General features: G+C 39.0%; 4 protein-coding genes. All 4 read right to left on the bottom strand.

Annotated features, from left to right (window positions below; translation table 11 throughout):
• Nucleotides 1-2: 2 nt before the first annotated feature.
• On the bottom strand, nt 3-362 hold the full coding sequence (locus IPO46_07075; GenBank protein ID QQS61911.1) for a hypothetical protein: 360 nt from the start codon (nt 360-362) through the stop codon (nt 3-5).
• A gap of 23 nt (nt 363-385) precedes the next feature.
• Entirely contained in the window at nt 386-4,234 is a 3,849-nt protein-coding gene (locus IPO46_07070) for a tail fiber domain-containing protein (protein QQS61910.1), read from the bottom strand.
• 283 nt (nt 4,235-4,517) lie between these two features.
• On the bottom strand, nt 4,518-13,694 hold the full coding sequence (locus IPO46_07065; protein ID QQS61909.1) for a right-handed parallel beta-helix repeat-containing protein: 9,177 nt from the start codon (nt 13,692-13,694) through the stop codon (nt 4,518-4,520).
• Nucleotides 13,695-14,113: 419 nt separating this feature from the next.
• Nucleotides 14,114-14,761, bottom strand: a complete 648-nt coding sequence (locus IPO46_07060) for a response regulator transcription factor (protein ID QQS61908.1) — start codon at nt 14,759-14,761, stop codon at nt 14,114-14,116.
• Nucleotides 14,762-14,811: the final 50 nt, after the last annotated feature.

The following is a 14,811-nucleotide window of genomic DNA, read 5'->3' as shown; positions in this document are numbered from 1 at the left end:
CTTTATGGTTTTGATAACTTTATGGATTCTGTAGCAGCTTTTGAATAATTTTTTCCAGTCGGCATATTCTTATTTCCTTCTATGAGCGGAGCTTCTGTTGCTAATTTTACTAATGCGGCCGATTTTATTACATCGGTTTTTTCTAAATCCGGAACTGCATTTTTTTGTACATTTTTTGGAACCGGAATGCCGGGATCAGACTTTAAGATTTTTCCCAAATCGGGCAACGGGTAAGGTGCCGGTTTAAATGGAACAAATTTTAACGGAATTTCTGATTGCGTTTTATCCTGTGCATTTGTTTTTGATGAACTTAACATTAAGCCCATAAAAAAGATGGCAACGGGTAGATAATAATTTTTCATACAAAAAATTTATTTACTGAATTTTAATGGTTGTTTTTTTTCTCAATTGCTTCAATTCTTTTAAGCAATTGATTTATAGTATTTTTTTGATCTTTCAGCTCCTGCTGTTGTTTATCTAAAATTGCCTCCTGCTCTTTAAAAGCATTGATATAGGCCATTATTATAGGTTGTATATCCAGGCTGAGGTAACCGTTTTCATTTTTTTTCACAGCTTCGGGAAATACCTTTTGTACTTCCTGTGCCGAAAAGCCATAAAACTCTTCGTTGGATGGCAGGTTGAGTTGATTATCTTTTTTATAATGATACTTTATGGAATTTAGTTTTAAAATTTCGGCCATGCCCTTGGTATAACTGCCGTGAATATCTTTTAATCTTTCATCGGAAGATATTGTCCAAAATGAAGATCCCGGCTTGCCTGCCGAGTTGGTTGATACCTCCAGTTGATATGAAGGAGCCGCAGTACCAATGCCAACACCTCCACTCAATCTAACAGACATTGCCACAACGCCCCCTCCAATAAAATTAAACTGGTCAATATTGTCCCTGTATTGCAATCCCCAGTTTTGGTAAGCCCTGCTGTGTGCAAATACCATACGATCGGGGTTGTTCGTACCCGTTCTAAACATATTTATCATGGTTTCTGTATTGGGAAATTGAACCGTTCCCACACTACCTACCGAAAAATTATTGGCAATAGAAAGGGTTGAATCCGGAACAATAGTACCAATACCAACCTTTGTAGAAGAAGTTGCCGCATTAATACCATTTATACTTCCTAAAACAATGCTATTACTTTGTCCTACATAAGCATTTGCTCCTATGGCTGCTGCATTTATAAGGTTATCGAATTGAGCATCTGTATTTGCGCCCAAAAAAACATTTCGAACTCCCGACACATTTGTAAATCCTGCCCTGCTGCCGATTCCGGTATTCAGGTTATTATTGGTATTCCATAAACTTCCTTCTCCCACGGCTGTATTGTCGTTTCCTGATTCTCTTTCACCCATTGCAAAATTTCCAATTGCTGTATTTCGGCTTCCTATAGTGTGATCTTTAAATGCCCAGGAACCCATTACTACATTGTTGCTGCCCAACACTAAGTTTGTTGAAGAACTGTCGCCCATACTTACATTGTATAGCCCGCCATTTAATTTACTCAAAGAAGAGTTTCCTATTGCCGTATTTGAACTGCCGTTTATATTGGCAAATAAAGCCCTGTTTCCAACGCCCACATTTAAACTGGATCGATTCCAAAATAAGGCGCTATCTCCAACAGCTACATTATAATTACCTACCCTGTTATCTACTAATGCACGGGTACCAATTGCAACATTGCCTTTGCCTGTGGTATTAAAATACATGGGGCCAAGGCCCACAGCCGTATTGCTTTTGCCACTGGTAAGAAAGGTAAGGGTATAAGCGCCAATACCTACATTTTCTATTCCCGATATAGAATCGTTTACGGTTGCGCCATAACCTGCATTAGCGCCTACAAAGGTGTTTTCATCAGCATAATTTTTATACCCGGCAAGGTAACCAACGGTAGTAGTATATTTAATATTAGCTGTATTTGTTGTTGTATTGAAGCCAGAAGCATAATATCCAATTGCCGTATTTCCTTCTCCGCCACGGCTTATCATAGCGCCACGGCCCACTGCAGTGTTCCACTTTGCCGAATCTGAAAATTCTATAGCACCTACACCTATTGCTGTATTTTCTTCTCCTTTAAATACTTTACGTAATGACCGCCAACCTACAGCTGTATTCAAAAAACCAGTAGTATCTTCTACCATAGATTCAAATCCTAATGCGGTGTTATAATTATCGTTTTGATGATTGCTTAAAGCATAAGAACCGAGGGCTGTATTGCCTACAGCCGTAAAGTTTTTGCTCAAGGCCCTAAAACCAATTGCGGTATTATTGTTTCCACGGTTTTGTTGCAGAGCCGAATCACCCACTCCTACATTTTGTGAAGGGGTTCCACCCGAAATAAAAGATGCGGGTGTAAATATACTCATGGCCATGTGACCAACTGCTACATTTTTGCTACCATAACCATTTCCGGATAAGGCTCCATACCCAATCATGGTATTTTCATCTCCTTCGTTAATATTATTGGAATTCCATGAATTTCCCCAACCTGCGTGTACACCTACCGCTGTATTAAAATCCCTGTTATTATAAAACAAAGCTTCATAACCCACTGCCGTTACACGGTCGGCAGTATCCTGTGCATATAAAGCATTTGAGCCCATTGCAGTATTAAAACTTCCAATTGTATTATTTCTTAAACTGGAAACTCCTACGCCAGCGTTTAGAATACCGCTTAAGTTTTTTTCCATGGAAACATTCCCAATTGCTGTATTCCAAATACCGGAAGTATCGGCACTTAATGCTTCTGAACCAAAGGCGCTATTGCCATAATACCTTCCTTTTCTAAAGCTATTATTCCCCACAGCTGTGTTATTGGTAAGCGTAGCCCAGGTTACGCCAGCTTCGTACATAGCTGCATTGCCAATTGCGGTATTGGCGCTACCTGTTTTTGCTGTAGCCAAAGTATAGCTCCCAAGTGCGGTATTGGCGCCGGTTGTAGTAATGCTGTCCATACTTAAATATCCAATTGCCGTATTAGGATAAGTGGAGCTTGTGCTGGATAAAGCCCTGCTGCCAATAGCTACATGCCGCCCGCCATACTGGCTGTTGGATAATGTTTTAAAACCGATGGCCACATTATCGCTGCCTACTGCATAAAGCATTGCCGAATCGCCAACGGCTACATTTCGTTTATAATTATCATTGCCCGGTACATCTCCATTAAAATATCCCATACCTTGTAAGGCCCTGTTGCCAACGGCTACATTTTTACTGCCGGTATTTGTATAATAACCCGATGCATAACCAATGTAAGTATTTTCAATACCCAGCAAAGGATCGGTTTGCAAATAGCTTGCTATTGTACCGCTACCATAACCATAAGCAACATTGTTAAACCTGTTATTATAAAACAAACTTTGAAAACCAACAGCCGTATTTCTCGATGAATCATTGTTGTATAATGCCTGTGTGCCTATGGCAATATTATTATAACCGCTATCATTAAGCCGCTGCGACCATAAGCCAATACTAATATTACCATCTCCTTTTTTGGCATTTTCAAATGCGCCTGCACCAATAGCTACATTAATAGCTCCCGTTTCGTTACTAAACATAGCATTATCTCCTATGGCAATATTTTGACCGCCAGTTGTAATACTTGGCATTGCATTATTACCTACTGCTACATTTACATGGCCGGTAATTGCTCCTTTTAGGCCTTTTAAGGCTCCGCTACCAAAAGCGGTATTCCCATTTCCGGTTGTATTGTTAAACAGTGCGCTATCGCCAAAAGCAGATAATAAAATGCCTGAAGCATTATTAAAACCCGAAGCTGCGCCAATAAAATAATTTTTTTTAGAAGTATTTAGCTGGCCCATCCAAAAATTATTTTGTCTTAGCATCAATGGTTTATTATCCAATGTGCCTAAAAAATTTATTGCAGTATCTGTACCGTTATTGCCTGTAGTAAGCCAACCGAGCTTGGCATCGGCATTTGCCAGCCACACCCAAAGTGTACCGTTAAAATAATGAAAGCCCGTACTATCGGGGCCAGATTGATAAACCAGCAAACCTGTAGCCGGCGCTACTATACCGTTTTTTTCGTCCTTGGTCATTCGTGGAATAAGCATGCCTTTGGCTGTACTGGTAATATCTAAAATTGCACTATTATCTGCTACTGCTCCTGTAGTATTTACAGCAAGCGACTGTGCAATAATATTTTGACTGGAAAATATTGTCGTGAAAAATAAAAAGGCAGTGAGTAATTTAAGTCTCATAAAATAATTTTAGGCAAAAGAAATAATTACCTTAAAGGAGAAGCCCAAAATTATTATTAATAAAAGTTTTACGCAATACCACAAATGGGGTAGTAATGCTGTTCCTATTTTGTAAATTAATTTTTTATTTACAGCACGGGAATCTTTCTTTTTTTTATTAATATTTTACTTAAATATCTATTGTTATAAAAAACTGATTTTATTTTAAAATTTCCGTTTGCAGTTTTTGTAACATGTGTTGTGGAATTATTTATAAAAAGATGATAACAAGCTACAATAACCATTATTCAACCGTTACCGGTATTTGATTTTCTTCGCCCGTTTCTGAAATTATCTTTAACACATAATAACCTGCTGCAACTGTTTTGCCCAACATCATTCCATACTCGTAAACCGGCGCCAGTATAGCAACTATTTGCTGCTGCACCAGTTTGCCATCGGCCTGTAAGAGCTGCAGGTTATAATTTCCAAGCGGCATATTAGTAAACCTTATATTTATTTTATTGTTTGTTACTGGGTTGGGATATACGCTCATGCCAGGTTTAATTTTTTCGGGCAATACTTTTACAATATTGCTGTAAATGGTTTCGCCATTAAGGCCGCTTGCTTTTATTCTATAATAATTTATCTGCATTAAAGGTTGCAAATCGTTGTATAAATAATAGCGATTACCATTTGCCGTAGTTGCACCAAGCACTGAAAAGTGAATACCATTGCTGCTTCTCTCTATACTGTAAGTAATAATATTGAGTTCATTTTCTACCTTCCATTTTACCGCTATACTTTTATCTGTATTTCTAGTAGCTGCTACATCTATAAATGTAACAGGAACCGTACCGATAGGTTTAAACACAATATAAAAACGGTTTGTTGCATAAGAGCCTGCAAGGGCAATTACGTTAAAATTATAAATTGAAGGCTGCTGAAGGTTTAAAGCTGATTCCGTTTGCAGGTAATTATCTACAATAAAAGGTTGTAGCGTGTTTGGTAAAATAAAGCCGCTAAAGTTTATGGTAAAAAAATAATTCCTTACCAATACTTTTTCCATACGCAAAAAGAAAGTATCGTTTACGGTAATTGGGGCATGTCTTTCCACGGCAAGTTTTTTTGATGCACGGTATAAATAAAGGTTTTCACCGGCGTTTAAAAATTTATCGGCATCATTGGCATCAAAATCGCTGCTAAAATCCGGGCTTATATCTGCTGCAGTACCATCGGCAAGTAATGTATCGGCATTATTGATTACAAACATATTGATGCGCATCCTTTGCCAATCATTGCTATTACTGATACGGGTAGGCGTAACCGGGCTTGAGCCATTACGGTAGGTTTTAGCTATTTCCGGAAAAGTTATAGCCGTTGCTAAAGTATCTTTAATAAAGAACGCCTGGCCACTTTGCACTTCATTAATTATTGAACCGCCTGCAGGGTAAATAGAAACGCCGCTACCTCCGGGAGTAATTTCAAAATCATTTCCATTAAATGTGAGCGTTTGGTAAGCGCCGATATTATGAGAGCCAGGTAAAGTAGGATCCCACAAATAAAATTTTGTTGCCGTAGTAATACTGCTTGTTGTTAATTGCAATTGCCTTAAATCAATTTCGGAGGCAAGCGGGTTACCTATACTATTAAAATCATTGGTTATTAATGGTACTGTTGGATTTACAAATATTTTACCTCTTGATCGCAGGGTAGTAGTACCATAAGGACCGCCTGCAATGGCGCTCCTGTCTCCTCTTACAAACAAATAAAATCCATGTGGGTTTTGAATCACTGTATCTTTTGTAGTTACATACTGCCAATTAAGAATGCTGGCGTCCCAATATTTTAATGAATAGCCGGGGCTGGTAAAATCTAAATTTGGCGGGCCTGGAGGTCCGGTAATATTAGTGCCAAATCCTGCGGTTGTATTAACTCCGGCATTTTGGCCTTCGGCCCAGGCAGCTTTTACGGTTTGTAAATTATCATCTGTAGGTACACTTAGGAGCTGCCATTTACGGGGCGTTTTTATAAATCGTTCCACTTCAAACCTGCCAGTTCCGCTATAGCTTATAGATGCCGTAGGCTGAATAATGGCCACACTTGCTGTAGAATCGGCATTGGAATTAAGCGTAATGGTAATGCCATTGTTTACATTAATATTACCGGCAGTAGGAATAAGAGCACCCGTAATTTCAAATGATTTATCTAACTGTACACCGCTGGTATTTTTTATTTCCAGCTTGTTCATTGCTGCAACTGTAGCGTTGGTTCCAGGAAAACTTTGCCCGGCTTCGCTACCCTCCATAACCCATAAGCCATCGTTGGTAATAGCGCTGCCGCTATTAGCATAAGTACCATTGATGTTTAAGGAACCTGCTCCTGTTATAGCAATTGCAGTATTATTATTCAACACTAAATTTTTTGTTTCGCCTGCGGCGGAAATTACCGGATTGTTGCTGGTAGCAGGAATGTCAGCATCAATTAAACTGGTTGGCACTATACCACCGCACCAGTTTATTTTATTGTGCCAATTTGTATTAATGCCTTTCCAGGTTGTGTATTTACCATCTGCATAAATATTAGTTTGCTGTTCATAAGCGCCCAGGTCCACATCATCATAAAAAATTCTTGGGTTAAGGTCTAAGTCGTTGGTTACTCCAGTAGGTATATCTGCATTGTTGCCTATATTAAGCGCCGGACTGCAAGGTTGTAAACGGTAATTTCCTAAAGAAGTTGGGGCATTGGCTTCCAGCTCAGGCGCAATAAAGAGAGGGTCTATAGTCAACACATTGGTTCCTGCATAACCTCCCTGTACAATACTATTGCTAATTATAGCTGTTGCCGCAGGGAGTATATTGGTACTGTTGCCCCATACAATACTATTTTTTATTGTAGGTGTGGTGCCAATATTGTTGTATATACCGCCGCCATTTGTAGTGGCTTTATTGGAGGCAATGGTACTATTAATAATAATGGGTGATGAGGATTGTGTATTAAACACTCCGCCGCCAAGGGCGCTTGCAGCATTACCTGAGATACTACAGTTTGTAATGGTGGGTGATGAGGATAATGAGTTATACACTCCTCCTCCGTTGTTTGAAACATTGCCAATAAAACTACTGTTGCGGATTGTGGGCAAAGAAGAAGAAAAATTCGACATTCCACCACCGGTTGAAATGGATGAATTTTCTACAAAAGCACAATTTTCAATTAGTGGAGAGGAATGATTATCATTCGTCAATCCACCTCCATTGGTTAAAGAGAAATTTGCATTAAAATTACAAAAATTTATGGTTGGTGAGGAATAACTACGGTTTCTAATTCCTCCGCCACTAAACCCAGCCAGGTTTCCTGTAAAACTACAATGGGTAATAAGCGGCAATGATGTGTAATTATAAATTCCGCCACCTTCGGTAGCATAGATCCATTTAAAACTACATTTTTTTATAACGGGTGATGAAAAATAATTATAAATGCCGCCACCCTGGCTGGCTGTGTTGCCAATGAAATTACAATTGGTAACTATCGGTGAAGAAGTGTTAATATGCATGCCTCCCCCAATGTTTTTAAAAATATTAAATGTATTTACTATAATCCCCGTAACGGCAGTGTTTGCCAAGCCTTTTGTAACTGTAAATCCATCCAGTTCTGCTGTGCCTACTGCACCTGCACTTATTATTACATGAAGGGCATTCTCCGCATTATTGGTAATTAAAAGTGTTGCTCCGGTTCCGGAAATCACATCATCATTATTAAAATCACCGCTTAAAATTGTTTCATTTGTTACAAAATCTCTATTGCTTGTATCTGTTTCGTTGCCAAAAAAGCCACCGTAAACTTTTACATTATTTACCAATACAAAAGCATTATCTCTATCGGTGAGTGTGGGGCAATCGGTAATATTATTGGTAGTAAAATCGGCACGCCAAATTGGTTTATAGATTCCTTTGGCAACCCATATTTCTTTTACATTGCTATTGAATTTTGCAATTTTAAATGCATCGCCCAGTTGGGTAATGGCTTTTGCCCAACTGCTGCCATCGCTTTCGTTATCTATATTGGCAGCATTTACATAAATAATACCCGATGCAGAAGGAGTAGCCAGTATTTTTTCATAAGCGCCCCTGTCAACTGTGGTATAGGCAATTCGGCTATTATTGTCTAAATCATTACCTGCAGGAGCTGCAGCGTTGGAGCCTGTATTAATAGCCGGGCTGCATTTTCTCAAGCGATAATTACCAATTGCATTTGGAGCAAGCGAAGCTGCAACAGGGTTTACAAAAAGTGGTGTGCCCGATGTGCCGGTTAAGTTATTACCTCCGTTCGTATATCTGCCAGTTGCCGACAATTCTTCAATATTAGAATAAGATACAGTTGGGCCATTGCCTAAAAATACAGTTGATATATTATCTACTGCTACGCCGTTTCTGTTGCCATAAATAATAGAATTATAAATTGTACCCGGTGAAAGCATTGAAAAAAACAAACCGCCGCCATCGTTACCGCTTCTGTTGCCTGAAAAACTGCTGTTGCGTATAATGGTTCCGGTAGTATTACTATAAAACCCACCACCGTAAGAGGCTGAAGTATTGCCTGAAGAAAGGCAATTATTTAAAGTAACATTTGTACTATTGCTTAAATAAATGCCGCCACCGCTTGTAGTAACAGTATTGCCGGAAAACCTGTTATTGATTATAATAGCATTGTTTGAAGTGCTTAAATAAATGCCGCCGCCATTGCCTGCATTATTCGATATTATTTTACAATTAGAAACCAATGGAATGGAAGCTTGTAAAACCAAGCCGCCGCCAATGCTCCTGCTTACTGTTTGCGCATTAATAGTTACATTGGCTGAACTATTGGCATTTCCTCCGGTTATAGTAAATCCATTTATTTCTGCATCGCCTACTGGTCCGGCGCTTACTACTACATGGTAGCAGTTATCAGTAGTTACCCCAGCTGTTCCTATATCACCACTCAAAATAGTTTCATTGCTAATATAATCTCTTTGGCTTATAGCAGTTTCATTACCGGCAAATCCACCAAATAATTTTACGCCGGTTCTTAGTAAAAAAGTTTTATCCCTGTTATTGGCAGGCAGGCAGGTTAATGCTGCATCTATCAAAGGATAATAGGTTCCTTTGGCAACCCATATTTCCTGAATAGCATTATTGGAAGCCGCTGCTTTGAGTGCGTCAGAAAGCTCAGGCACTGCATCGGCCCAACTGCTTCCATTACCCGATTTTGTTTTATCTACATACACGATACCACTTATATCCGGCGCAGCCAGTACGGCATTATCGCTTTCGTAAGCCCCAATATCAACCAGTAAATTTTGAATTCGGGCATTTCCAGGCAAATCTGTTATTTCGCCAGTTGCGTTGATATAAGTATTGTTGCCTCCATTTATTGCCGGGCTGCATTTTTGTACAGTATAAATGCCATTTGTAGTAGGTGCAGATGCTGCAGGTTCGGGTTGCGTAAAGAGTGGATTGGTGGTAGCGGTACCATCGCTGCCGGTAAAATCCGTAGTATTTTCGATAAAACAACGATAGGCATTGGCATTAATTCCAAATGCTGATGTTTCTAAATTATTAATGGTTGCTGCAGAAGTTCCGGAACGGTTGCCGTAAACGATACAATTATATAGTAAGGGTTGCTGCCCGATAGGGATGTTGATAAAATACATGCCGGCTCCATCGCCATTAGCCCAGTTAGCGGCAATACTACTATTAGTAATTACAATTTTAGAAGCGTCGTTATATATTCCTCCTCCATCACCGGTTGCCCTGTTACCCGTTAGCAAATTGTTGATTAACTTAATGTCGGATGCACTTCTGAGATAAATGGCTCCGCCATCTATGGCCTTACTACCCGATATCCTGCACCTTACAATGGATGCATTTGAATTATTTAAGTATAAACTACCACCGCCCGATGTAGCGGTATCTGACAAAAAATTACATTGCTTTATTAAGATTGCAGCAGATGATGACTCACTAAAAATTGATGCACCATTATATGCTTTATTACCACTAAAATTATTGGCTGTTATCTGTGGTTTAGATGCATTGCCATATATTGCACCACCATTACCTGTTGCTTTATTTTTTATAAATGTGCTTCCGGATATTTGTGGCATGGAAGTACTTCCGTATATTGAAATAGCGCCTCCATTAATAGTAGCAAGGTTATTTTCAAAGCTGCATGAATCAATTACAGGAGAACAGGAGTTATTGTGAATAGCGCCACCAAACCCAGCATTATTATTCACAAAATGACATTTAAAAATTGTGGTGTTAGAGCTGGTTGAATTTAAAATAGCAGCGCCGTACCTGCCTGCGGCAGTACTGTTTTGCATAAAAGTAGAATTATTAATCACCACATTTGTATTCGTTTCATTATAAATTGCACCACCTCCATTAGCGCTAACGGTATTAGCAATAAAACTGCAACTATCCACCTGAGTATTTGACCCGCTTTTGTTAAACAACCCACCCGCTTCATTAGATGCATAGTTATTGATAATAGTGCAATTTTTAATAAGCGGGGATGAAGAGCCGCAGTAAATGGCCCCACCATTATTAGCTTCTGTAGTTATGGAATTTACAGTATAGGGATGAGCGCTGTTTGCGTAGCCGCTGGTAATTGTAAACCCGTTTAACTCTGCGGTGCCCACCGGGCCGGCACTAATTACTACATGAAAGCTGTTATCTGTGTTGTTTCCTGCAATCCCAATATCGCCACTCAATATGGTAGTGTTTGCTGTAATATTTCGTTGATTCAATAAGGTTTCGGTACCAGTAAAACCACCATATATTTTTACATTATTTACCAGTACAAAGGCATTGTTTCTTTCATTATTATTAAGGCAGGAGTTGAAGTTTGTTACATCATACATTGGATAATAAGTTGACTGTGCAACCCAAATTTGTTGAATAGCAGTATTGGTTTGTGCTGCTTTTAAAGCATCTGCTAATTCTTTTACGGCATTGGCCCAGCTATTGCCATTGCCCGGTACAGAAATATTTTTATTTACATATACAATTCCTCCGGCTCCCGGTATTGCCAGGGTATTGCTTGTGGGGTATTCATAAGCACCTAAATCAACAGTTCCCAAAAAACGATTATTGCCATCCAAATCTGTAGTGGTACCCATAGGCACTAAAGCATTGCTGCCTGCATTAATAGCCGGGCTGCATTTGCTAAGCCTGTAATTGCCTGCGCTGGTTGTATCTGATATAAAAACGGGTGCTTCAAAAGAAGGATCCATGTTAAACACATTGGGGCCTGCATAGTTGCCATTAATAAAACAATATTGCGGATTAAAAGTACCAGGTCCAAAAACCGGGTACTGCATTGCATTGCTATGTATAATGGAATTATTAGCATTTGCAAAAGATCCACCATCACTAATATATATAGCACTGCACCCGGAAACACCTGCATTTCCGGCAATGGTACAATTATCAAAAGTGGCAGTAGCGTTCATCATTACATGAAAGATACCCTGATTATTACTGCCAATTCTATTACCCGATGCCAAACAATTTATAAACCTTGCAGGCACACCATGAATACAGGCCACTCCACCATTTCCATTAGAAATATTTGCTTTAAAATTGCAATTTTTTACTTCAACATTACCAGTTCCCGAGCCTTTTTCAAATTTTAAAGCAGCACCCAAATTCTGGGATTTATTATTTAAAAAAGTACAACTATCAATATTTAAAGTAGCCGCTAAATTATAAGTATGTATTCCTGAACCAAAGATGGCATAATTATCCCTGATGATACAATTTACAATTGCCGGCGAAGCAGTATTTAAATGAATGGCACCACCCTCTTCTGCTTTAATAGCAAACCCATTAATAAATTGAGGGCTAAATGGGACTGCATTACCTTTTGTTATTGTAAATCCATTTAACTCTGCCAAACCAACATTACCTGCACCAACAACCACATGAAAGCAGTTATCTGTGTTATTTCCAGCATCTCCAATATCACCACTCAATATGGTAGGGTTTGCAGTAATGTTACGCTGATTCAATAAGGTTTCGGTGCCGGCAAAACCACCATATATTTTTACATTATTAACTAATTCAAAAGTATTTTCTCTATCTGTGTTATTAATACAATTAATATTTGCTTTACTATACAATGGCATATACGTTCCTGCTGCCACCCATATTTGTGAAATGGCTGTATTGTATTTTGCAGCAACTAATGCATCGGCAAGTTCTTTTACGGCACTTGCCCAATTGCTGCCATTGCCGCTTATGGCAGTTGCTTTATTTACATATACAATACCTCCTGCGCCGGGTACAATACTACTGTTATATGGGGCAACTTGTATTTCATAGGCGCCCGCATCAACTCCACCATACATTACCCGGTTATTATAATCAAGGTCTTTAGTAAAACCAGCAGGTATTTCAAGCTGATCGCCAAAATTAAATGCCGGGCTGCAATTACTTAGCCGATAATCTCCCAATAAATTGGGGCTGTTTATTGCTGCAGGGATAACCGGGTTAATAAAGGCAGGATTGGAAGATATTAAATTAGATCCTGTAATGCCTGTTAATATTTCTAATATACTATTTTTCCCTTCTACGCCTAATGCCTGAAAATTGGGTTTATTATGATATACAATTGAATTAACCAACCGGAAATTTGAAGGAGCCGCTCCCGATGCAGTGATTGCGGCAAAGTCGGCATTATCATTTAAATTACCAGCTATGGTACAGTTTATGATATCTGCCTCTCCGTTACTTAAATGAATGGCAGAGCCGGCATAAGCAGTACGATTACCCGAAAGAACACAATTAAACAAAGAAATATTTGAGGAATGGCTGCAAATTGCTCCTCCGTTTACAAAACTCCTATTGCCCCTAAATACACAATTGGCAAGAGTAAGCTGCGTATTAGCAAAATATGCACCGGCGCCATTGCCTCCGGAAATTAAGCTTCCAGCCAAATTAATATCTGGCCCGTTTGAGAATGCTTCCTGTATGTAAAAGCCATCCAAAAGCCGGGGTTGCATACCAGGTAAACTAAGCAAAATATGGTAACAATTATCTGTAGTAAGTCCCACCGTGCCAATATCGGCGCTGAGTATTGTGGCATTGGCTGCATAATTACGCTGGCTAAGAAGGGTTTCGGTACCTGCAAAGCCACCATATACATTTACATTGGGCAATAGTACAAAAGTGTTATTTCTATCTATTGGGTTTATTGCACCAGTAACCGGGTGGTAAGTAGGTTTATAAGTTCCGGCAGCCACCCACACTTCTCCGCCTGCCGGGCTAATGTTTATCATTGCCTGCAGGTCGGCGCTGGCATTGGCCCAGCTACTGCCATCGGCAAAGCCAGTGGCTACGGGTTTTACATAGCGTACAGGCTGTGCAAACAATGTAAAAGAAAAAATGGTAAGAAAAACAATAAATACAATTGTTTTAAAAGGTAGAATCAAATTCATAACAGCAAGGTTTTATGTAAACCAATATTATTGCTGCCAAAATTATTTTATTGAGCAATACTGTACAATACCTCAACGGGTGATTTTGTCACTGCACAAGCTCCTCCAGATCTTGTACAATTTTATCTTAATGCCGGGGGAAAACATCTACCAAATTTTAAAAGATCATAATTAAACTTAAAGACATTACGAATTGGATTTGTTGCAACATTAAAAAATTTCCAGTGATCCTTAAATCACATGTTTTTTAGGTCTGTGACTGGAGTATTTATATCAATTACTATATTTTGTTCAGGCACTTTCAAGTAAACTATAATAATGAAGCAGAAAAGACAAATTTTTTTCATTGCAGTAAATTTGCCGCAAAATAGCTTTAGGAACAAATAACAACAATACCTCAACGGGTGATTTTGTAAAAGCTATACCAGGCCCTGTTGTATGGCTTTCATTACTGCTTCGGTACGATTGGCTACGTGGAGTTTTTTGTAGATATGCTTTACGTGTGTACGTACGGTTTCAAGGCTTATGAATAACGATTCTGCAATTGATCGTAAAGAGCGGCTTTCGATAAGGCGCTGTAAAATTTCTTTTTCCCTTTCGGTGAGGTTGAATTTTTCACTCTGGGGAGCCATCATCATTATATTTTTATTGGTAAAAAAACTCAATGTTTTACGGGCTACACCTGCATTCATAAATGAACCGCCGTTGTACACTTCGGTAATTGCTTCTAGGTATTTATGGGGTGGATCGGTTTTTAAAATATACCCACTGGCGCCAGCACAAAGTGCATGAAAAATTTTGCCAGTATCGTCAAACACAGTTTGGATGAGGACTTTAATGTTTTCAAATTTTTGAGTTATTAACCTTGTTAGTTCAATACCATCCAGGCCCGGCATTTCAATATCCATGAGTACTATATCTGGTTTGCTCCGCTGCAGTTGCTCTTCCCAAAATTTTCCATTGTCAAAAGCCCCTACACAATTATATTGATGCGTACCATTTAATATGGCTACCAGGGCATCCCGAATTAGTTTATTATCTTCAAAAATAGCAACATCTATTTGCATGATGTAAAGATGAAATAAAATCTACTTATAATCTATACCCCAATGAGTGA

Source organism: Chitinophagaceae bacterium (assembly GCA_016699815.1).
GTDB lineage: Bacteria > Bacteroidota > Bacteroidia > Chitinophagales > Chitinophagaceae > Ferruginibacter.
This window is presented reverse-complemented; position numbering and strand designations above follow the sequence as displayed.

Bases quoted from the DNA above. Each gene is read 5' to 3' on its own strand.
- IPO46_07075 (QQS61911.1), bottom strand. From the start codon at position 362: ATGAAAAATTATTATCTACCCGTTGCCATCTTTTTTATGGGCTTAATG.
- IPO46_07070 (QQS61910.1), bottom strand. From the start codon at position 4,234: ATGAGACTTAAATTACTCACTGCCTTTTTATTTTTCACGACAATATTT.
- IPO46_07065 (QQS61909.1), bottom strand. From the start codon at position 13,694: ATGAATTTGATTCTACCTTTTAAAACAATTGTATTTATTGTTTTTCTT.
- IPO46_07060 (QQS61908.1), bottom strand. From the start codon at position 14,761: ATGCAAATAGATGTTGCTATTTTTGAAGATAATAAACTAATTCGGGAT.